This window comes from Salinibacter sp. 10B, from assembly GCF_002954405.1.
Taxonomy (GTDB): domain Bacteria; phylum Bacteroidota; class Rhodothermia; order Rhodothermales; family Salinibacteraceae; genus Salinibacter.
This window is the reverse complement of the sequence record NZ_MQWC01000004.1, coordinates 643769-666226: the sequence shown is the minus strand read 5'-3', so window position 1 is coordinate 666226 and position 22458 is coordinate 643769. Positions and strand designations below refer to the sequence as shown.

16 protein-coding genes and 1 pseudogene are annotated in these 22458 nt (G+C 61.2%); 8 read left to right on the top strand and 9 right to left on the bottom strand.

The genetic code is table 11. The annotated features are described in order from the left end of the window. Positions 1–15: 15 nt before the first annotated feature. On the bottom strand, positions 16–1260 hold the full coding sequence (locus BSZ35_RS03005; RefSeq protein ID WP_105011065.1) for a 4-hydroxy-3-methylbut-2-enyl diphosphate reductase: 1245 nt from the start codon (positions 1258–1260) through the stop codon (positions 16–18). 335 nt (positions 1261–1595) lie between these two features. Between BSZ35_RS03005 and BSZ35_RS03000 the strand changes: the two genes are divergently transcribed. Beyond that, entirely contained in the window at positions 1596–2780 is a 1185-nt protein-coding gene (locus tag BSZ35_RS03000) for a M20 family metallopeptidase (protein WP_105011064.1), read from the top strand. Between the two features lie 463 nt (positions 2781–3243). Here the strand turns inward: BSZ35_RS03000 and gcvP are convergent, their stop codons facing one another. From gcvP to nirK, 7 genes and pseudogenes are all read right to left on the bottom strand, one after another. Then, on the bottom strand, positions 3244–6153 hold the full coding sequence (gene gcvP, locus BSZ35_RS02995; RefSeq protein WP_105011063.1) for an aminomethyl-transferring glycine dehydrogenase: 2910 nt from the start codon (positions 6151–6153) through the stop codon (positions 3244–3246). 302 nt (positions 6154–6455) lie between these two features. Next, positions 6456–8930, bottom strand: a complete 2475-nt coding sequence (locus tag BSZ35_RS02990) for a pyridoxal-dependent decarboxylase (RefSeq protein ID WP_105013697.1) — start codon at positions 8928–8930, stop codon at positions 6456–6458. Between the two features lie 263 nt (positions 8931–9193). Beyond that, positions 9194–9703 (bottom strand): CopD family protein, encoded by a 510-nt coding sequence (locus tag BSZ35_RS02985; protein ID WP_105011062.1) that lies wholly within the window; start codon positions 9701–9703, stop codon positions 9194–9196. Between the two features lie 181 nt (positions 9704–9884). After that, the gene (locus tag BSZ35_RS02980; RefSeq protein WP_105011061.1) at positions 9885–10361 is read right to left on the bottom strand and encodes a plastocyanin/azurin family copper-binding protein; all 477 of its coding nucleotides are present in this window, start codon (positions 10359–10361) and stop codon (positions 9885–9887) included. Between the two features lie 149 nt (positions 10362–10510). Then, positions 10511–11377: an SCO family protein gene (locus BSZ35_RS02975; protein ID WP_105011060.1), complete on the bottom strand. Its 867-nt coding sequence runs from the start codon at positions 11375–11377 to the stop codon at positions 10511–10513. A 17-nt stretch (positions 11378–11394) separates the two neighbouring features. Further along, positions 11395–12225: a formylglycine-generating enzyme family protein gene (locus tag BSZ35_RS02970; protein WP_219846572.1), complete on the bottom strand. Its 831-nt coding sequence runs from the start codon at positions 12223–12225 to the stop codon at positions 11395–11397. A gap of 356 nt (positions 12226–12581) precedes the next feature. Beyond that, a pseudogene (nirK, locus tag BSZ35_RS02965) lies at positions 12582–13721 on the bottom strand (copper-containing nitrite reductase); the annotation flags it as partial. A 327-nt stretch (positions 13722–14048) separates the two neighbouring features. On the opposite strand from nirK, the gene BSZ35_RS02960 reads away from it, so the two are divergent. From BSZ35_RS02960 to BSZ35_RS02930, 7 genes are all read left to right on the top strand, one after another. Continuing rightward, a complete protein-coding gene (locus BSZ35_RS02960) occupies positions 14049–15401 on the top strand; it encodes a hypothetical protein (protein ID WP_146109980.1) in 1353 nt (450 codons plus the stop codon). A 105-nt stretch (positions 15402–15506) separates the two neighbouring features. Then, positions 15507–15962, top strand: coding sequence for an Rrf2 family transcriptional regulator (locus BSZ35_RS02955; RefSeq protein WP_105011057.1), 456 nt, complete (start codon positions 15507–15509; stop codon positions 15960–15962). Between the two features lie 340 nt (positions 15963–16302). Next, positions 16303–16767 carry a heavy metal-responsive transcriptional regulator gene (locus BSZ35_RS02950; RefSeq protein ID WP_105011056.1) on the top strand — a complete coding sequence of 155 codons (465 nt, stop codon included), beginning with the start codon at positions 16303–16305 and terminating at the stop codon, positions 16765–16767. A gap of 5 nt (positions 16768–16772) precedes the next feature. Next, complete coding sequence (locus BSZ35_RS02945; protein ID WP_105011055.1) at positions 16773–16988, top strand: heavy-metal-associated domain-containing protein; 216 nt, start codon at positions 16773–16775, stop codon at positions 16986–16988. A 51-nt stretch (positions 16989–17039) separates the two neighbouring features. After that, on the top strand, positions 17040–18977 hold the full coding sequence (locus BSZ35_RS02940) for a cation-translocating P-type ATPase (protein WP_105011054.1): 1938 nt from the start codon (positions 17040–17042) through the stop codon (positions 18975–18977). Positions 18978–19073: 96 nt separating this feature from the next. Beyond that, positions 19074–19556, top strand: coding sequence for a hypothetical protein (locus BSZ35_RS02935; RefSeq protein WP_146109979.1), 483 nt, complete (start codon positions 19074–19076; stop codon positions 19554–19556). 279 nt (positions 19557–19835) lie between these two features. Beyond that, entirely contained in the window at positions 19836–20582 is a 747-nt protein-coding gene (locus BSZ35_RS02930; protein WP_105011052.1) for a ZIP family metal transporter, read from the top strand. 525 nt (positions 20583–21107) lie between these two features. Here BSZ35_RS02930 and BSZ35_RS02925 read toward each other — a convergent pair. Then, positions 21108–22406 (bottom strand): rhodanese-like domain-containing protein, encoded by a 1299-nt coding sequence (locus BSZ35_RS02925; RefSeq protein ID WP_258096044.1) that lies wholly within the window; start codon positions 22404–22406, stop codon positions 21108–21110. Positions 22407–22458 lie beyond the last annotated feature (52 nt).

The following is a 22458-nucleotide window of genomic DNA, read 5'->3' as shown; positions in this document are numbered from 1 at the left end:
GAAGAGGGCCGTTCGTTACTCATCCTCTTCAGCCATGTCCTCGAACGGGGCGAGCGCCTCCTCCACGGGTTTTGCCTCCGGGTACCAGCTCACGATTTTTCGAATGACCTCGTCGAGCAGGGCATCGGGACAGGAGGCGCCTGACGTCAACAACACGTCGACCGGTGTATCGTCGGCCGGGAACCAATTGTCGGTGACCACCTCCTCTTGGGTGTGCACGTCGAAATGATGGATTTCCGACGGGGCCTCGAACTCCTCGGCATCTCGGATAAAGTAAGTCGGCATCTCCTGCTCACAGAGCTCCACTAGGTGACTCGTATTCGATGAATTGTATCCGCCGACGATAATGCCGAGGTCAGCTCCGTCTTGGATGAGGGCCTGCGTGGCATTCTGATTTTCATTGGTCGCGTAGCAGAGCGTGTCGCTCGTATCTGCGAAGTGCTCCTTTACGTTGGATTCTCCGTAGCGATCGAGCATGGCCTCTCGCATCAAGTCGGCAATCGCGGCCGTCTCCTCGGCCAGCATCGTCGTCTGGTTCACTACGCCCAGCTTTTTCAGATCGGTGGCAGGATCGAATCCGTCAGAATACTTGTCGTCGAAATACTCGTAGAAGAAGTCGGCGTCCTTCTCGCCCCGGATGACAGCAGCCAACTGTTCGGCTTCTTCCATATTGCGCACGACCACGACCGGACCCTCCTCCTTCGCATGCGAGAACGTGGCGCGCGTCTCCTCGTGGTACCGCTTGCCGTGCACGACGATCGAGTAGTCGTCGTCTCCAATCTGCGAGCTTTTGCGCCACACCTTCTCAACGAAGGGGCAGGTGGTGTCGTAGGTTTCGGTGTCCACGCCCCGCGCCTCCAGTTCCTGCTCCACCTCCAGGGTCGTACCAAAGGCCGGAATAATGACCACGTCGTCGGGGGTCAGTTCGTCGAAAGGAATCAGCTGTTCGCCCTTCGTGGTGCGGAGGAATCGGATGCCCCGCTCCCGCAGGTCGTCGTTCACGTGTGGGTTGTGGATCATCTCGGAAAGCAGGAAGATCCGCTTGTCCGGGTTTTCGTCCAGCGCCTCGTACGCAATCTCGATGGCTTGCTCCACGCCAAAACAAAAGCCAAAGTGGCGCGCGATCTTAAAGCGCACCGGGCCGAAGTCGATCACCGATGGCGACAGGTCCTTTTTGCGCGGATCGGTGGTTTCGCGCGCGTCCTTCACCGTCGAGATGATGGGGCTTTGGTAGAAGGTCGGGACGTCGAACTGGCGCATAGAGCGGGGCGGCTGCCGAGAAATCTATCGTATCAAAAATACCAACGCGAGGGGGGATCGGAGGTTCAGCCCGAGGGCGGTCGGCAGACGGGGATTTCAAGATCGGGGACGTGCTTGCGTATGTGCGTTTGGGGGTGTGTGATACTGGCGAGTTATGGGGATAGGACGGGAGGGGCGATCCCGCGGGAACGGGACGTGCCGTCAGTGCGAGAATCACGTGCCGGGATTGGGGGTTCTGGACAGTGGATCCTGAACGGACAGGAGAAACGAAGAAGGGAGACGGGAGCCGCAGGTGAAAAGGGACGATCACGCAATACGCAACACGCAATACAGTCATGATCGACGCTTTCAAATCGACCGCCGACGACGTGTTTTCAGACGTCGTTGACCTTCGCCGGACGTTGCACCGACATCCCGAGCTGTCGGGAGAGGAGCACGAGACGGCGCGCCGCGTGGCGGAGCGGCTTCAAGGATTGGGGTTGACGGTTCGCACGGGCATTCACGGAACCGGTGTACTGGGCTTGTTAGATGGAGGCAAGCCCGGCCCGACCCTGCTCCTGCGGGGGGACATGGATGCCCTCCCCATTCGGGAGGAAACCGGTCTTGACTTTGCCTCTGAGAACGAGGGGGTCATGCATGCGTGTGGGCACGACGTACACACCTCTTCGCTGCTGGGGGCGGCCATGGTCCTGGCGGAACATCAGGAAGACGTGCACGGGCAGGTGCGCTTTTGCTTTCAGCCGCACGAGGAGCGGCTGCCGGGCGGGGCCAAGTTTATGATCGAGGAGGGGGTGCTGGACGACATTGATGGCGTGGCGGGGCCGGCGGCGGTGTTCGGACAGCACGTGAAGCCGGGGCTACCCGCAGGCACGATCGGCGTGCGCTCGGGATGGTCGATGGCGTCGAGCGACGAGGTGTATGTTACTGTGAATGGGGAGGGCGGGCACGCGGCCAGTCCGCATGAGTTGGCCACCGACGCCACGGTCGTTGCCAGCGAGATCGTCGTGGCGCTCCAGTCCATCATTAGTCGCCGGTGCCCGCCGGACGTGCCGTCGGTACTCACCATTGGGCGCCTGATCGCGGATGGGGCAACGAACGTGATTCCGGAGACCGCGCGGCTGGAAGGAACGTTCCGCGCGATGGACGAGGACTGGCGCTTTCGGGCGCACGACCTCATCCGACGCGTGGCCACCCACACGGCCGAGGCCCACGGCGCCACCGCCGACGTAGAGGTGAAGGTCGGCTACCCGGCACTCTACAACCACGAGGAGCCCACCGCTCTCGTAAAAGCGGCCGCGATCGACTTTCTCGGCGAAGAGCACACCGTTGACGTCGATCCGTGGTTTGCGGGCGAAGACTTTGCCTACTTTTTGCGGGAGTGTCCGGGCTCGTTCTACCAGCTGGGGGCTGGCACGGAACACGGACTGCACACCTCAAAATTCGCGACGGACGAGGAGGCATTGCGCACCGGCACGGGCTTCATGGCGTATCTGGCGTGGCGGTACGGGGCGGAGGCATAGATCCCCTGAACGCCCTTTCGAGCGCGGATTGTTGGCCCGGCTGGCGGGTAGGCCGAGGGAGCAGAACCAGAGACGGGAGGCAGGGACGCGTGGAGGAACAAAAAGAATCCAGCTTCCGGGCCTCCACGCATCCCTCCGTCTTATACCAACTTCGGGCGCTCTATTCCGGTGGGACGCAAGCTTCCGTAGCGCCGTTGGAGTGTGCCTGTGCGGGATTAACCGCAGGAGCGACACACCCCGGCACTGGATTTTACGTCTTCTGCAGAGGTCAATATTCTCTGTGTAGCGTCGTTGGACTCCAACGACGCTACACAGGGGCATCCATCACATCCGGTGGATAATCTCGCAATCCTACAGTCCTACGGCGCTTCTAGTGCCATCCTTGACGGCGCCGACGATCCGAGAGGCTTTTGCGTATTGCATCGCCGCACCTCCTACCTGAAGTCGGCAGCAGGATTTGGTATTACGCGTCCAGGGCCGCCTCCAGTTCGTCCTCTTCGTCGGCGTCATACGCGTCCACCGGCGGGCAGGCACAGAACAGGTTTCGGTCGCCGAAGGCATCGTTTACGCGCCGCACCGTGGGCCAGAACTTATTCTCGCGGACCCACTCGGCCGGATACGCTGCCGTCTCGCGGCTGTAGGACTGTGTCCACTCGGTCGCCGTCACCATTTCGGCGGTGTGAGGGGCCTGCTTGAGCACGCTTTCCTCCACGCTCACGGCGCCGGACTCCACCTCTGCAATCTCGTCACGGATCGACTTGAACGCCCGGCAGAGGCGGTCCAACTCGGCCTTCGACTCGCTCTCCGTCGGCTCAATCATGAGCGTGCCCACGACCGGCCACGACATCGTGGGGGCGTGGAAGCCGTAGTCCATGAGCCGCTTGGCGACGTCCTGCTCGGTCACGTCGAGCTCCTGCCGGAACGGGCGCAGGTCGAGGATGAATTCGTGGGCCACGCGGTCGTTCGGGCCGCGGTACACGATGTCGTAGTGCGAAGACAGCTGCTCGGCCACGTAGTTGGCATTGAGGATGGCGGTCTTGGACGCCTTCGTGAGTCCATCCGGCCCTAGCAGCTTGATGTAGGCCCATGAAATGAGCAGGATGAGGGCACTGCCGTACGGGGCCGCGGCGATGGGCGGAATGCCGTTTTCCCCGCCCGTGTCGACGACCGGATGGCCGGGGAGGAAGGGGGTGAGGTGCTCGGCAGTGCAGACGGGACCGACGCCCGGGCCGCCCCCGCCGTGCGGGATGCTGAACGTTTTGTGCAGGTTGAGGTGGCAGACGTCGATTCCGTACTCGCGCGGCCGGCAGAGGCCCACCTGCGCGTTCAGGTTGGCGCCATCGAGGTACACCTGCCCGCCGTGCTCGTGCACCGTGTCGCAGATCTCTTCGATGTGCTCCTCGAAGACGCCGTGTGTGGACGGATACGTCACCATCAGGGCGGCGAGGCGATCGCTGTTGGCCTCCGCCTTCTCGCGGAGGTCGTCGAGGTCCACGTCGCCGTTGTCGTCGCAGTCGACGGTCACAACGTCCATCCCGGCCATGTTGGCGCTGGCGGGGTTGGTGCCGTGTGCTGACTCCGGTACTAGGCAGACGTCGCGCTGTCCTTCCCCCTGCGCCTCATGATACGCTTGAATTACGAGCAGGCCAGTGTACTCGCCGGAGGCGCCGGAGTTGGGCTGGAAGGATACATCGTCGAAGCCTGTGATCTCGGTGAGCTGGTCCGACAGCTCCTCGATGACCTGCTGATACCCCTGCGCCTGCTCCTTCGGCGCAAAGGGATGAAGCTTCGCAAACTGCGGGTCGGAGATCGGCATGAGGGCCGCCGTGGGGTTCAGCTTCATCGTGCAGGACCCCAGCGGAATCATGCTGTGGGTGAGGGAGAGGTCCTTCCCCGCGAGGGATTTCATGTACCGAGTGAGCTCGCCCTCCGAATGGTACTTGTTGAAGACCGGGTGGTCCAGGTAGCTCGTCCGGCGGGCCACCGGTCCCTCGTATCCACTGTCGAGGTCGGCGGCCACCTCGTCGGCGTAGAGGCGCTGTCCGTTCGTGGCGCCGAAGACGGTAAAGAGGGCGTCCAGGTCCTCGGCATTGACCGTCTCGTCGAGGGCCACGCCCACCGAACCGTCATCGTAGTAGCGGAGGTTCATCTGGTGCGCCTCGGCCCGTTCCCGGATGCGCTCCTGTTTCGTTTCGGCCAGGTCAACGCGGAGGGTGTCGAAGAAGTGGTCGTGGCGGACGGAGTGGCCGGTGCGCCGGAGGCCCTCTGCCAGCGTCTTGGTGAGGTCGTGCACGCGGGTCGCAATGCGCTTCAGTCCTTCGGGGCCGTGGTACACGGCATACATCGACGCCATCACCGCCAGCAGCACCTGGGCCGTACAGATATTAGAGGTGGCGCGGCCCCGTCGGATGTGCTGCTCGCGGGTCTGGAGGGCCATGCGGAGGGCCATCTCCCCGTCGGCGTCCTTTGTAACCCCGATCATGCGGCCCGGCACCTGACGCTGAAAGCGTTCGCGGGTGGCAAAGTAGGCGGCGTGCGGCCCACCGTATCCCATCGGCACGCCGAAGCGCTGGGTAGAGCCGAGCACGGCGTCCGCGCCCCATTCGCCCGGTGCCTCCAGCAGCGTAAGGCTCAGCAGATCGGCTGCGACCGCCACGTAAGCGTCGTTCTCGTGGGCACGCTCAGCAATAGTACTGTAGTCACGAACGGCGCCGTCGGTGGTGGGGTACTGAAGAAGGCAGCCGAAGGTGTCCTCCCCGAAGACAAAGTTTTCGGGGTCCTCCACAATCACATCGATCCCCACCGGTTCGGCCCGTCCCTTCACAATCTCGATGGTCTGCGGATGGCAATCCTCTGCCACGAGAAATGTCGAGGCGTCGCTGCGCCGGTCCACCCGGTTGAGCATGAGCATCGCCTCGGCCGCTGCCGTGCCTTCGTCCAGGAGGGAGGCATTGGCAATCTCCATGCCCGTAAGGTCGATCGTCATGTCCTGGAAGTTGAGCAGCGCTTCCAGGCGGCCCTGTGCAATTTCCGCCTGATAGGGAGTGTACTGCGTGTACCAGGCCGGGTCTTCCAAGATGTTGCGCTGGATCACCGGAGGGGTGAGCGTGCCGTGGTACCCCATGCCGATGAAGGAGCGCCAGTTGTCATTCTTTTCCCCCCTCGACTGCGCATCGTCGAGCACCTGCTCTTCCGTTTGGGCAGGGGGCAGGGTGAGCGGACGCTCCGTCCGGATGGTGTCGGGGATGGTGGCGTCCACGAGCGCGTCGAGCGACTCGTAGCCGAGCGTGTCGAGCATTGTGTCCACTTCGGTGTCGGAGGGGCCGATGTGGCGCTGCGCGAACGTGTCGGAGAAGGAAAGGTCGATGGCCATGTGTGTCCAGGCAGATCAGTGTGTGGAGGAGAAACGCTGGGCGAACGTCCACTGCGCCGCGGGTCGAGAGGGCCAGTTGAACAGACGCCCTGCATCACGAAAAGACCCCGGCTCGGAGTGGAGATAGATGCATCGGGAGGAGGGGTTTCCAGGAAGGCCCCCCGGGGCCGTCTTTGTGCCCGATTCTTAACAGATCGATCGGTCGAGAGCGGGGGGACGGATCCGTTCGCGAGGAAATTCCCTGAGGCGGTTCCCGAAGGCCCTCCTTGGGTTGCATCCTCCGTCGTGCGAATGGGTTTGGGCTACTGCGTGTGCATGCCCGCGAGGTTCATGATGAGCCGGCGCGCGCCAGTAGACATTTCCGATTCCATGATGAGGTGCTGGGAGGAGAGGCCGATTTCTTCGATCCGCTGCGTGAGATCGTGGTTCTCACTCGTTCCGGTCGTAACGGCCGTTAGATGATCGGCGGGCACGTGTCCGTTCGCGACCATCTCCTCCAAGAGATGCAGCATCCGACCGGGGGCCTCGGCGTTGAGGTGCACGACGACGTCTTCGGCGGTTTGCAGGAGGGCGTCGGCCTCTCCATTTCGGACGTCGGCCGCGCTGCAGGAGCGCACGTCGAAGTGGGCCACGACTTTCTCGTCGTACTCCAGGTACCGGGCCAGTCCCGACGGCTGCCGGGACCGGGGCGTTTCCTCAATCACGAGCACCGATCGACGGTCCGTGTCGGGGGTCGGGATGGGCGGAAGCACCTGTTCCAGGTACTCGTCCACTGCCACGTCGTAGAGGAAGTCGGCCACACGTTCGGGGAAGGGGGCCTCGTCACGGGCGCTCCAGTCTGCCTGGAACGGGTTCATGAGGCAGGTGCGCAGCAGGGTCAGGGAGGCATCCGACTCGACGGCGTCGCGAAGGACCTCGGGGGCAAGTAGGTCGTCCAAAATATGTTCGTACGCTACCACGTCCACCTCGGTGCGAGAGAGGAGGAAGGAGTACTGGCTGATGTCCTCGCGCCCGTCCACGGTCATGCGCTGCCAGATGCGATTGGTCAACTCATTGAGGCCCTCGATGCTTTCGAAGTCGCTGTCGGGCGAGATGACGAAGCAGAACGCCACGGTTTCGGGCGGGTGAAAGGGACGAATGGAGAGCTCCGCCGTGGTCTCTTCGCCAAAGCGGGTGCGCAGGGCCGAGACGAGTTTCTGGTTGGCGTCGATGCAGTTGCGCATGAAATGGCCATGTCCCTCGGGCGTAAGGGGCACGAGTTCCTGCGAGAGATAGCAACTCACCGCCGCCGCGCCGGGCCGCGATCCCTCTAGGGTCCACTGTCCTAGAAAGCCGCCAAAGCCCGAAGCATCCTCGTCCGCCAGGTACGGCGCCTTGTAGGCAATGGCATCACGGACGTGGTAGTCTCGAAAGAGAACGGCCCCCGCGGGATAGGGAACGTACCCGAACTTGTGGGGGTCGACCGTGATCGAGTCGGTGGCCGGCAGGGCCGCGAGCGCCTCTGCGTTGTCGGGGCGGAGGAGTCCCTGTCCGCCCACGAGGTCGTCGTCCAGGTCCGACACGGAGGCGAACGAGCGGTCGTCCGTTTTGGGCATCATGGAGGCAAAAAATCCCCCGAAGGCCGCGTCACAGTGATGCCAGAGGGTGAGGCCCTCTTGTTCGACCTCTTCCCGTACGGATTCGATCTCGTGCAGCGGGTCGATGGCGCCTTCTTCGGTCGTGCCTACGATGGAGACGACGCCCAGCACGGGCTGGCGATCCTCGATGCACTCGTGGAGGCGTTCCTGGAGGGCGTCGGTGTCGAGCCGAATCCGGTCGTCCACCGGAAGTTTCTCCAGCCCGTTTGCGCCCAGGCCCACCAAGTCCATATTCTTTTGCCAGCAGTAGTGCGTGGCCTGAGAAATGAGCACCTTGGGCAGGCGGGCGCGGTCGTTCGGGAAGGCCTCATTGTACTGGAGGAGGAACGAGGCCAGACCCGCGTTTCGCACGCTCGGCAGTGCTTCCTGGAACGCCTCGGCGCGGGCTGGGTCGCCCTCGCCCAGCATGGCCTTGATGCGCAGGTGGAGGTCGGTAATCTCGTTGATGGGGAGGTTGGAGAGACGAAAGGTCGGCAGGGTGCGAAGAGGGGCCTGCTCGCCTTGGGCCGTGGTCACCTCCAGGTTGGCAAACGCACTGAACTGATCGTGTTGGTCGGCCACCAGACGAATCGCCAGGGGATAGAGCCGCACATTTCGGGCGATCCAGAGGGCCTCGAGATTGGCGACGGTTCCCCCGCTGCAGAGGTGGCCCCAACTGTACGCCGAGCGTCGCGTGCGAGCATCGGGGGGGAGCGTCTCGGGCAGGAAGGGGGGATATCCCACCATCTGGGCCAGGCCCTTGAAGTACTCGCGCTCCTCGCGTACGGTCTCCGGCGAGACTTCTGCTACCACGTTGTTTTGATTGTAGAGGAGTCCGGCGAAATACCCCACGAGGGCGGGCAGTGACGGATCGCTCACGATGTGTGCCACCTGACGGGGCGAGTACAGCGGGGCGGCCCGCTTCAACTTGGCCAGGATTTGGGAGAGCTCGTCCCGCAGCCGGGCCGACATTTCGTCAAACGCCTCCGTTCGCTTGTCGCGCTCGTCAATGAGGCGCGGGTCGCTCGGGTGGAAATTGCGGCGCCAGAAGACGTGGTCGCGGAGCACCTCCAGGAGCAGGTGCTCCAACTCATCGGCGTTTTCGCCCTTCGGCCCGAGGAAGGCAGCTTTGTGGATAGAGTCGTCGGCGGATCCGGACATGGAAAGAGGCGCTCGTTCACGAAAATAGTGCGGACCGTTCTTACGGGGGAGGTCGGAAGCCCTTCCAGCTTGAGTGAGAATGATCCATGCCTGAACGTGATTTTCGAATCCGATCGGGAAATGGCGTCTCTCTTCAATTGGGGCGAGGGGAGAGGGCAAGATCGGCATTAGACCCTGCTTTAGTGTACGGCCGTCTCCACACCCGATGCCGATATATTCGTAGCCCAGAAGCAGATCGCAGCGTGTGAAATGAAAACCGTCTCTTAGAGTCCTCCTCGGGGCAAGAGAATGGCAAACCAGAGAATGCCGAGCGACAGAAGAAGTGTCAGGCGGCCGAGCCAACTGGACCACCACCGCATGCGCTCCGCTTCCGGACTCTCGGGAGCATTTTGCATGAGACGGATGGCCTTTGGTCCGAAATGAAAGTCGTGAACAGCACTGATTCCTAGTGTGAGAGCGACGAGCAGGAGCTTCCCGCCGAGGGCCGCGCCCCATGCCGTCGTCCAGAAGTCCAACGCAAGCCAAGAGGCCCAGGACACCCCTTGCGCCCGCACATTCACCAGTCCGGTGATGACGAGCACAGCCAGTGCGCCCCACCCAATCCAGCGAAAGCGGAGGGCGGAGGCATAGAGGAGGGGCCGCGCGACGTCTTGAAACCGCTCTTGGCGCAGGAGGGGGACCAGCAAAAGCCCCAGGGCCGCCATGCCGCCGATCCAGACCGTAGCGGCGAGAATGTGGAGCCAGATGGAGAAGAGGTGGAGCGTTTCGGACATGGCGAGGCCAGTTTTCGAAGCCGGGACATGTTTGGAAAAGAATTCGGACTCTTTTGTATGGAATAGGTCTTCCCCCTGGTTTCCTGTGTGGTACACGGGCCGATGGTACAGCTCTGACCACGAAAAAAGCCCCTTGAATTGGCTCCAAGGGGCTTTTTCTGTTTTGTTGGGGCGTCCTCGGTCACTCCGTCACGCGCATCGTGCCCTGCATCATGGCATAGTGGCCGGGAAACGTGCAGATGTAGGCGTACTCGCCGGGCTCGCTCGGAGCTGTAAACGTCAGGGTGACGGTTTCGCCCGGCTTGGCGAGGTCCGTGGCTGCGAGGACGGCGTCATCCTCAGGGACGTACGCGTTGGAGGCGGCGCCCATTGCGGCCTGCCCGACACGGTTGATCGTGGCCTCCTCGTTGTCGGTGAGAAAAAGCACGTTGTGTTCCATCGCCGGGCTCGTGGCGGTGTTGTTGAACGTGAGCGTGATTTCAGAGCCGGCCGTGACGGTGAACTCGGTCTGCTCAAATTCCATCTGATTGCCGACGGGCGTGATCGTTATCGATGAGACCGCAGCGCCATCGGGCTCTGCTTCAGCACCGCCGCAGCCCGTGAGGCCGATGAGGAGGAGGGAGAGAGACAGAAGGAGGGGAAGGAGGCGAAAGGTCATGGTAGAGAGTCGATTGCGTTGGTTTGTGGGTGGGTATTTTTCTGAGCGGTCTGCTCGTATCTCAGTTCTTTTGGGTAAAAAGTTGAGGGTTGGAAAGTAGGAGAGTGTCCTGTGTAGTCGTATTCAGAAGCGGGATCACAAGAGAGTGCTCACTTCGCATTGTGGAGTGCCATGCTAATCTCGGAAGGGTTCCTCTCAAGGCCTTCCTGTTGGTGGACAATTTCGCCTTCGGCATCCAGGAGCGTAATGAGGTTGGTGTGGGCAAACTGCCCGTCGCCGTCCGGCTTGTAGCGGACGCCGAGCAGGGCTGCGAGCGTACGTACATCGTTCGGGGCGCCACGCAAGAGCGTCCACCGGTCTAGTGACAGACTGTGGGCGGTTGCGAAGCGCGTGAGGGCCTCGGGCGTATCGCGGGCCGGGTCGATGGACACGAGCACCCGCTGCACGATATCGTCCACCTCAGCGGGAAGAGACGACGTGATGCGCTTCATGTCCCGCACAATGACGGGGCAGGCGTAGCTGCAGTGGGTGAAGACCATTGCCATCAGCACGGGCCGGCCGTGAAACGCAGCGAGATCAATCCGCCGACTGTCCTGCATCGTCCAGGTCGATTCGAGCTGATAAAGGGACGCCGCGGTCGGCGTGATGCGCGTCGGGACGTCTGCCTTGGATGGGTGCTTGGGAAGCGCCGTATCCACAAGACGCTCAACGTCTTCGATCCACATGTCGTCATCCCCTACAACATACTGAAATCGGATCGCATCTCCTACGCTCACACCGTCAATTTCCCGGGGAGATTTGGCCGTAAACTCCATCGTCATTGCCGCCATGTATCCGGGGATGGCCTCGTGCTCAACGAGGAGCGTACGGTCGTCGTCCTGACGTTGCACGACCCGTCCACTCACGTGGTACGCGGTGATTGAAGGATCGGAGGCGGACGGCGCATCGGTCGAGGTGCATCCGAGCGGGAGCACGCTGAGGCTGAAAAGCAGAATAGGAAAGAGCAGGCGTGTCAAGGCGACGGGCGGAGGGGTTAACGAGGAGAGAGGTCGGCGGCGGTGCGGAAGCCGAGATTCGGCACCGTGTATGCGCCGTCCAGGCCGCTGCGGAACGCGTAGCGCAGGAAGGCGGCGTAGTCCTCGAAGTCTGCGGCGCCCACCGAGCCGCTGCCGCAGAAGAGTTGCCGGTCGAGGTCACTGTCGTTGCGCGACTCCCCTGTCACGAGGGCCGTGTTGAAGTCCTCCGTCCACTCCCACACCAGTCCGTGCAGATCCCACACGCCCCACACGTTTTCTCTGGTGGAGCCGACGGGCGGGAGGGGATTCGGCGTCGGACGGCTGTACCACGCCACGATTCGGTCGCGGAGGCCAGGATCGTTCATTCCATCCTCGCGGGTGGCACTTGCCGCGGCGGCCCGTTCCCATTCGGCCGTCGTAGGGAGACGCGTGCCGCGCCACTCGGCGTACGCCCGTGCGGCAAACCAAGACACGTTGACCACCGGGCGATGGGCCAGCGAGTCCGGTCCAAAATCCAGGTCCCCGCGCCAGTCGTTCAAATACCCGCCGTCGGCAAACAGCGTCGACACCCGCGAGCGACGCCACGACGGGTTGGCCTCGACGAAGGCCTGGTACTCGGCCTTTGTCACCGGATGGCGGTCGAGCCAGAATCCCTCTACCTGGGTTGCCGCCGTGTCCGTCGGGGCCGCGTAGAGCGGCTGATAGGTGCCACTCGGAATGCGGACCATCGTATCCTGCGTGGCCGAGACGCCGGAAGCCCACGGGTCACTCATTGCACTCGTGAGGACCAAGCCCAGTCCGGCGACGGCCAATCCCAGGGTAATCCAGATGAGCGAGGAGCGAGACATGGCAGAAAACGGTTAGGGGAGGAAAACTAGGTGGAACGGTAAGGGGCTCTTCTGACTGGCGTTTTTCTGGTTGAGCCGGAATGCGTACGTGGATATGGGCGTTTTTGGGTCTGCTGTGCGTACGGCCCGAATCGACTTCTTAGTGAGAAGTCCTTCTATATGTCCAGGAGCGAAGAGTGTAGAGTCATAATGTTGGAATGAGGAACTGATGATTGATGAGGGTGCCCTAGCTGGAGCAAGGGGGAATCAGAGCGGGGACCGCCCGAGATGCGGACGATCCCCGATCATTAGCACAGTTACTCGCCGGCGGGCGTCTTCGTGGCCTCCGCGTCTGCGCCGCGGTAGTCCGTGAGGCTCTTCTGCTCAGAAAAAAGGTCCTCGTTTTCCGGGCCCACGGCCTTCAGGATGCCGATCGCGCCCTTGTTGAAGGCGCGGAAGATGGCGTGGTCGACGAGCGTGTAGGTACCGGGCACGTCGAGTTGGAAGTCGACAATCGTAGAGCCGCCCGCGGGAATCGAGGTCGTTTGCACGTTTTCCTGCGCGAGGGCCGTGCCGCCTTCGCCGTACACCTTGTCGAACATCTCGCCGATCACATGGAAGCTGGACGTGAGGTTCGGACCGGCGTTGCCCACGAAAAGGCGGACGTTTTCCCCGACGGCGGCCTGCAGGGCATTCTCGTTGGTGAGCGCGCCGACACCACCGTTAAAGACCACGTACTCCGGCGTCTCGGACAGGGCTTTGTCCATGCTGAACGGCTGCATGCCTTTCTCTTTGAACGCACCCTGCGTGTAGAATTCGCTCTGCATTACGTAGTACTCACGGTCGACGGTAGGCAGGCCTTCTTTTGGTTCCACAAGGATGAGACCGTACATGCCGTTCGCGATGTGGAGGCCAACCGGGGCCGTGGCACAGTGGTAGACGTAGAGGCCGGGCTTGATGGCGCGGAACTCAAACGTAGCCGACTTGCCGGGGACCACGAAGGAGGCTTCAGCACCGCCGCCCGTACCGGTCACGGCGTGCAGGTCGATGTTGTGAGGCACTTTGTTGTCGGGGTGGTTGTGGAGATTAAACTCCACGAGGTCGCCCTCTTGGACGCGCACCATGGGCCCAGGGGCTTCACCGCCGAACGTCCAGAAAGTGTACTGTACGCCGTCGGCCAACTCCTTGACGACTTCAATCACCTCCATGTCGACGACCACGCGAGAGGCATGCGAGCGGGTAATGGGAGCCGGGACTTCCGGGGCGAAGGTCAGCGGTGCAGTTTCGGTGCCGCGCAGGGGCGGAAGCGTAACGTCAGGCAGCCGGGCGTCGTCGGCAGTAGCGGGTTTGACGGTGCCCCGAACGCGCGGCTCAACCGGCTCTTTCGACGCCTCAGCGGCGGCGACCGCTTCGTCTGGGACCGGATCGGCGGTCCCCTGCGTGCAGGCAGTCCAGGTCAGGGTGCTAAGAATGAGGGTGGCGGCGAGAAGCAAAAAAGGGAGGGGACGAAAAGTCATAACAACAATCGGTAGATGTGAGGGCGGTAGACGTACACGAGAGCAACCGGGGAGAAGACAGGCTTCGTCGGCCGCCATTCTATATTTCGGACTTTTTTGTCCGATAAACAAGCGATGTCCGGGGAGAACACGCGAAGAAATGAGGGAGGACGTGCGAATCCCGCTCACGGGGCGAGATAGGAGACCCAAGGATCTCCAGAAAGAGCGTTTAGATCGAGAGGGACGGAGGAGTGTGTATATTTTGAAAAGAAGACTATTTGGTCCGAAATGGGAAGGGTGCGCCCGTATATTGCTTCCGAATTCCGTTCGATCAGTTGTCCGAAGCTCATGCCGTCGTCCGTTTCCACCTTGCCTCAGCGCAGCCAAACGCCGGTTGGCCCATCGCCGAAAGGAGCGTGGGTATGGTGGGGAGCACTGCTGTTATTTGTGTTGGCAGGAGCCACCGGTGCCGTCTTCCGTTTCGGAATGGTGTATGGGGGCACTGGGCCGCTGGAGTTGGAAAACGTTCGTCATGCCCATTCTCATCTCATGTACTTTGGGTGGGGCACGCCAGCCCTCATGGTGCTTATTTGGCGGTGCTTGCCGGCCTCCTTGACCGCTGGGTGGGGGCGGGCATTTCGATGGATTGCAGGAAGCACGCTTGCGGCGGCAGTGCTGGCCTATCCGCCGTTTCTCCTCTTTGGGTACTCAGTGGTACAGATTGGATCCGTACAGATGCCCATTGCCGTGGTGGGGGCTGGGCTCAACATTATCGGATGGTATGGCTTTGTGGGGTTGTATATTGTCGTCACATACCCACATCCCCGACGCGGAGCACTCCGGCTCTGGGACGTGGCAGTCGGGGCTCTCGTTCTTTCCACTTTAGGGGCGTGGAGTCTCTCCTTGCTACCTTTGCTTGGCGTCCATAGCCCACTGATTGCTCAAGGACTGACTCACGTGTTTCTGGACCTGTTTTCGGAAGGGTGGTTTGTGCTCGGGGGACTGGGGGTTGCCTTCGCCATATTGGAGCCGTCGCCGTCGGCGCCGAGCGCGAGCAGTGTGGGGCTGGTGGTGGCTGGACTTCCCTTAACGTTTCTGCTCAGTCTCCCGGCGTCGGGCCTATCGCTCGAGCTGGAGGTGGCCGGGCGAATCGGGGGGACGCTGGTTGCCCTTGGCCTGTTTGCGATGGGCATCCGACTCGTGAATTGTCTTTCCGCCAAGGGACGGCGCTGGCTCTGGGGAGTACCGCTCGCGTGCGTACTGCTGAAGGCCGGTGCTCAGCTGGTGGGAAGTCTCGTGCCGGGGCTTTGGTTGGGGGAAATCCACGGATTACGGATTTTGTACCTGCACTTGATGCTGCTCGGATTTCTCACGCTCACGCTCGTCGTAGCGGCGCATGAGGTGTGGGGAGGGCGGAACACGACGGACCTTGCGGTTCTGTATGGGGCAGTCGGAGGAGTGCTGTGCACGCTTATTCCATTGACACCCTGGGGGCCTGGGGGGACGATGGCGTTTACGGTGGCGGCGTGGGCGTCCCTTGGGCTGGTGATGGTCGCAGGCTGGATGCTTTTCCGACGGCATCCCTTCGCCGGCTCCGCACGGCTCCGGGAGTCGGAATTTATTGGCGAGCGTCATGCACTCGGAGGGTCGTTTGCATCAAACGAGTCCTGTCCTCATGATTCAGGATCGGTGCGAGAATGAGGGTCGAGATTGTGGGAGAGAGCGCGCCGAGAGGACAGCCGGACACGACGGGTTCCTGGTAGAAAGAGCAGTATTCTTCGTTCATCCCTTTTCGTTTTTGACCTGATGCTTCTCTCAAATAGCTGCGAGTATGGACTTCGCGCGCTCCTGTACCTTTCTGCCGAAGAGGGAGAAGGGTACGTTTCGCTCCGCGAGATCAGCAAGCGACTCGATATCTCGTTCGCCTTTCTCGGCAAGATTTTTCAATCCCTAAATGAGTCAGAGTTGACGACGTCCCGGCGTGGGCCGAGCGGCGGAGTAGCCCTGGCGCGCGATCCCACGACCATAACGCTTTATGAAGTGGTGGTTGCGCTGGATGGGGAGGAGTTGTTTACGGAGTGCGTACTGGGCTTGCCAGGATGCGGGGAGCAAGAGCCCTGTCCACTTCATCAGTCCTGGGCCCAGCAACGGGATCAGTTGGAACTCCTTTTTCGACGGGCCACTCTGGCCGAGACTGCACAGGAGACGAAAGAGCAAAACTACCGGCTCACCAGCACAATTGCGGGTGACGAGTTGACGTAGAAGCGAGTTTCGTCCCTTCACGATGTGCTCACCTCTTACACTATCTCGCGGTTTGCATGACGGGCAACGAGTTCATCGACGCAGGTACCCGTCAGCCTCTGTGTACGACAGCGAGCAGCACGTTCTGCTTTAGCGCTGTGCCCTGTGACGTACCGCCGCCGATCCCGTCTCTGTAGTGCGGCTGTATGCGTTGGAGTCGAGGCACTGTAGATGTAGAGGCAGTGCGATGCCCGAAGCGTGAAGGTTTGGTGTATACCAGAAGTGTCCCGAAACCCTAGACCATACTCTAGGGCGTAGGGGAGGGTGCATTGATGATGATCAAGACACGAGATTGCCAGCCATGTCGACCCTGACGACGGGGGAAATTGCTGAACGTACGGATGTGAATATACACACCGTCCGATACTACGAGGAGAAGGAGCTCCTGCCTCCCGTTCCGCGGAGTGCGGCCGGGCATCGTCAGTTTGGTGACGAGCACGTGTCCCACATTCGGTTCATCAAGCGGGCGAAGCAACTTGGCTTCACGCTCAGCGAAATTCGAGAGCTGCTTTCCCTTCGGGCCGCGCCCGATGCCGGGACGGACATTCGGGAGAAGACCCAGGCAAAGATTGAGGAGGTAGAGTCCAAGATTCAGGACCTCCGTCGGATTCGGGAGAAGCTTGTGGAACTGGATGAAGCCTGTGACGCCCATAGTGATCCCAGTGAATGCCGCGTGCTCCATGCCCTCGAAGGACCGGAGGGAACGGGAGGCGAGTCTTCTGTCGATCTAGATGCACCCTCCACCGATTCGGATCCAACCACTTGAGTCTTATGCAGACCACGCTTCGCAGTCAAGACTTGTCGTGTCCGTCGTGTGTGGAAACTGTCGAGACGTCGCTTACCGGTACGGAAGGAGTGAACGACGCCACGGTACACTTCAACACCGGCCGGATTGAGGTGGAATACGACGCCGATCATTTAACGGAGGCCGACCTCGTAGCGGTGGTCGAGCGGGCCGGGTATGAGGCGGAAGTATCGGCATTCTGAATGGCAGTTCTGAGGTCCGATTGTCGCTTTTTTCCCTCATATCCTTCCGCGATGTCCTCTTTCCTTGGGGTTTTCTCATTCGTGCACTGGTTGAGTCATCCCCGTCGACGCCGGGAGGGACTCACCGTGGTCAGCGGGATGTTGATTGGGGGAGCCCTTGTGGCAGAGTACGGAGCCGGGTGGATGTCTCTTCGGTCGGGGCTTATGGTGGGGGCAGCACTTACGGCTGGGGGGAATATTGCCTGGCGGGCGGTCCAGAGCCTGTGGAATCGGCACGTGAGCATTGAGCTGCTCGTCACCGTGGCGGCGGCGGGGGCGGTCGTGATTGGGGCGTACTGGGAGGCGGCCGCAGTCACGTTTCTTTTTTTGCTGGGCGCGACCCTGGAGGCCCGCACGATGCGTCGCACTCGCCGGGCCCTCAAGGACCTCATTGACCAGGCGCCGTCCACGGCCCTCGTGGTGCGGGAGGGACAGCAGCGTTCTGTTCCGGCCCGTGAGGTGCATCCCGGTGAGACAGTGATCGTAAGGCCGGGGGCCACTGTTCCGGTTGATGGAACCGTGCTGCAGGGAGCCTCGGCGGTTGATGAAAGCCCGATTACGGGAGAGTCGATGCCTGCTGAAAAAGGAGAGGGCGATGAGGTATACGCAGGAAGCATCAATCAGGCAGACCTGTTGCGGATTCGGGCGGACAGTACAGGTCGCGACACGACACTGGCGGGCATTATCCAGCGAGTGGAAGAGGCGCAGGAGGCCCAGGCCCCTACACAACGCATCATCGACCGGTTTGCACAATGGTACACCCCTGCGATCATCGCGCTGAGCGGCGGTGTTGGGCTTTTGGTGGGGGATACTCATCTGGCACTCACCCTGCTTGTGATTGGGTGTCCTGGAGCACTCGTCATCGCGACGCCGGTGTCAGTCGTGTCTGGCCTCGGTCGAGCGGCGCGCGACGGCATTCTGATCAAGGGAGGCGTGCACCTCGAACGGGCAGGGAGGATTTCGGCGCTGGCGCTGGACAAGACGGGGACGCTCACGGAAGGACGTCCCCGCGTCACGGACGTAATTCCGGTGCCGGAGGAGAGAGACGGGGCTCCTGAGGATCAGGAGGGATGGTCCCACCGGCAGCAATCGATATTGGAGTGGGCGGCACGGGCCGAGGCCGGATCCGATCATCCTCTGGCGTTGGCCATTCGGGCGGCGGTGCCGGGAGCGAACGGGTGGGACGCCCCGGCCCAGTTTGAGAGTGCAACGGGACGAGGCGTGCGGGCCGTCGTCGCGGGACAGCCCGTGGTGGTGGGGCGGGCCGAGTGGATGGAGACACAGGGAATCGCGGTGGGAGAGGTCACTCGAGATCATCTTCAAGACTGCAGAGAGGCCGGAGATACGGCGGTCCTGGTTGCCGTGGAGGGACAGGTAACGGGCATCGTACGCTTTGCCGATACCCTCCGGACAACCGCTACGACCGCCGTCCGACGACTCAAAGCCACCGGACTCGATCCCATCGTCATACTCACGGGGGACCATCGCCGCACTGCCGAGGCGCTCGCGACAGAAGTGGGGATCGAGGACGTGCGAGCCGAGCAGATGCCCGACGACAAGCTTGCCGTTGTTGAACAGTTGCAGCAGGACGGGACGGTCGTCGCTATGGCGGGGGATGGGATCAACGACGCTCCGGCGCTTGCCAGCGCTGATGTGGGCATTGCCATGGGAGTGGCAGGGACGGATGTAGCACTCGAAACGGCCGACATTGCGCTCATGTCCGATGATCTCTTAAAAATACCGGAGGCCATCTCTCTTTCTCGACGTACGCTCACAGCCATTCGACAAAACGTCGTGATTGCTCTCGCCACCGTTGCAGGACTTCTTGGGGCCGTTTTCTATGGGGCCGTTGGCATGGCTGGGGGAATGCTCATCCATGAGGCCTCCGTTCTCGTGGTGACGGTCAACGGAATGCGTCTTCTGGCCCCGACGGACCGGCCCACCGGCTGACGACAGCATCTGCGTTTGGCTGTCGGCTCCTCCGCTGTCCTTTTGTGTGTCGTTTCACAACCTCTTCGACTCCATAAACTCTAGTATTTCAATCTCATGCGTATTGATTCTCGATTCTGGCTGCCGCTTTTCTTTCCCGTTGCACTTCTGTTGATTGGAGGGACGTTATTTTCCGCCACACAACCTATAAAACCGAGGGAACCGGTCACCTCGTCCGATACCGTTGACACGAAGCCGTTGCGCCTCTTGATGGTGGGGCTTGCCCAGGACATGGCCCGAATCAATACCGGCATTTGGCACGAGGAGTACGATCTGATTCAGCAGGGGGCAGCGTCTATTGCCAATCACCCGAAGATTCCGCCCGCTCAGATTGCCAAAATCAAGAAGACCCTTGGGGCCGAATTTCAGAACTTCGTCCGATTTGACAAAACCGTTCACACAACGGCCACTGAACTGGTCAGTGCGGCGGAAGCGCGCAACTGGTCGGGCGTGCTAAAGAAATACACACGGATCCGGGACGGATGTGTGGGCTGTCATACGGCCTACCGCGATCAACTCCAGCCGGTACTGGCGAAATAATACCGTCGATCGAAGATGATTGTCCATTTCCGAACTCCGTCCCGCACAGAAATCGCCGTCTTTGCGAACGGCGTTCTGCGGGGTAGGGCATCCACCCAAGTCGGGTGCATGAGGCCAGGCATGAAATGATCTGCAGCGTCGTTGGCGTTCAGCGGTGCTAAGACCCTCGCACCTTCAGGCCGCCCTCTGCGAACGAAGGACGCCTGTCCGTACCTGACGCCTGCATCCAGATTTGGTATCACACTTCATTCCGAAACGACTGATATTCACGACGGCACGATGATTGAGACCAACGTACTAACGGTCGTTCTAGCCGCCGGCGTAACGGCCATTACGACCGGCCTCGGCGCACTGCCATTTCTTTTTGTCCAGCAGTTTAGCGATTGGTGGCTCGGGGTCTTTAATGCCGCGGCTGGAGGGTTAATGTTGGCCGCAAGCCATAGCCTGGTGGTTGAAGGCTCGTCCCTGGGGGAGGCGCGAACCCTCATCGGCATTCTCGTGGGGCTTGCGGCCATCGTTCTCGCCAATACGCTGATTCAGTCGCAGGACGGCCACGACGTTGCTGAGTTGGCGGGGGCCGATGCGCGAAAGGCCTTACTTATTCTAGGAGTCATGACGGCGCATTCGTTCGCGGAGGGGGTCGGCGTGGGGGTGTCCTTTGGAGGGGGCGATGAGCTTGGAATGTTTATCACCGCCGCGATTGCCGTTCACAATATTCCCGAAGGGTTAGCGATCAGTCTCGTGCTCATTCCACGAGGGACGCCGTTGTGGAAGGCTGCAGGATGGAGCATTTTTACCAGTTTGCCACAACCCTTGATGGCACTTCCTGCATTCCTGTTTGTGCTCTTCTTTGAGCCATTTTTGCCCGTCGGGTTGGGGCTCGCAGCGGGGGCTATGATCTGGATGGTGTTTGCTGAACTGATTCCGGATGCGCTTGAGACCACGTCCGGGCCGACCGTTGGGACGGCTGTCACCCTTGCGTTTGCTTTTCTGTTTGCCTTTCAGAACTTCGTCCTCCATGTCTAGATTCTGCCCCGTCTGAAGGGGGGCTCAAGAACATCGAATGCCCAGCTTCTCTGTGCATCTGGGCTTCGGAATGGTTGGAACGAGCACGTTGCAAAGCGTGTCTCATACCAAGTCCTGCTGCAGACTTCAGACAGGAGGTCCGGCGGTGCAATACGCAAACCCCTCTCGTATCGTCGGCGCGGTCAAGGATGGCCTTAGAAGCACCTTGGACTGTGTCGTTACGAGATTCATCGCAGGACCGACAGGCCGTGACACTGGATTGGTCGTTTTCTACAAAGGTCAATGTCCTCTGTGCGTCGTTGGACTCCAACGACGCTACAACGGGGACATCTCTCTCGTCCGGCGGATAATTTTGCAATCCTACACTCCAACGGCGCTACGGAATCCTGCTTCCTACCGGAATAGAGCTCCCGGCGTTGGTATCCTCACGGCCGTACCGAAGGGCAATTCCTCAATTGCAAAACGATCAACTCGCAATAGTCGCTAACGCGATTCTCACGCCGACTGATTGCCTTCGGAGCAGAATTACGCGGGGGTAGTGGGAGGCCCGGTCGCGGTCGGCGTATCCGGATGGTGGGCCCATTCGTACCAGCCGCCGTCGTAGACAGAGATCCGTGGCCAGCCCATGAGATACGCATTCATGAAGGCCTCGCTGCCCCGCCAGCCCGTGCCACAGTAGAAGGCAATGTGCTTGTCGGGCGTGATGCCGCCCTCTATCCATTTCTCGGCAATCTCCGGAAACTCCCGCGTCGTGTAGTCGAAGTTGCGGTAATTCTCCATGTGGTACGCATCGCTGCCACAATTGCCGAAGATCGCGCCGGGAATACGACCGGTTTCATCGATGTAGTGGTAGCCACTCCACTCCCCGATGAACTCCGTCCAACTGCGAACGCTTACGAGTTCGCCGTCCTCGGCATCGAGAAGCGATTGTGCCTTCGGCAGATCCACCATGTATTCAGGATGAGCAGGCACCTCCACACCGAAGTCGTCCACCGGGGTGGGGGAGGTTAAGTCAGTCGACACGGCATAGTCGGTCGATTCCCATCGATTCATGCCGCCATTGAGGATTTTAACGTCCTCAACACCTGTGTGGAGCATGATGGCGGCGCAGCGCATTGCCCCCAGGTGGCCGGCGCTCTGGGCGGGATGCTCTTGCTCGTAGGTCGGGTGTGAGAATCGACCATAGAGGACCACGGTGGTGTCGTGACGAATGCCCAACTCTTCGAGCGCAGTTTTAAGCTCTGCCGGTGAGCGCCGGTTCCAGGTCTCCGGCGATTCGAGCCGGTTCGTGTTGAGGGGGATTGCCCCGGGAATGTGACCGTTGTCGTAATCCGATCGGTCGTTGAAGTGCGCATGACAGAGCACGTATTCTTCTCCATCGTACCCGTCGGGCGCGTTGCCGTGAATGAGATCTCGCACCCAGGCAGGGGGCACAAGCTGCCGGTAGCGGTCGAGGCGGCGGAGGGGGCGATTGGGGTCAGCCGTCCATTCTTCCACGAAGTCGGGGTAGAGGCTGATGTTCTCGTATCCCAGACGGGCCAAGTTGTCAGCCATCGCTTCGGGGGCCTCAACGGTGTGCCCGTACACGGTGATCGGAGTGGCTTCGTCCAACTCCTTCTCGTCGGGAACCTCCACCCAGTCCATATACTGGGTCCAGTGTTGCGGAATACTTTTGGCCCCGGGCACGTGCCCCCCGCGAGGCTCCCCATTCAGCTGCCATCCATTGTAGGCAGCCATTGGGCGCACGTCAAGAATATTGTGGTTGGGAGCCTCTACGCGGCGGGCGAACTCCGCAGTCGAAAGGGTCGTGATCGAATCAGCCATGAGAACCGGAGAAATTGACGTCCATTGCGGTACTCCCCAAAACATCGGGGGG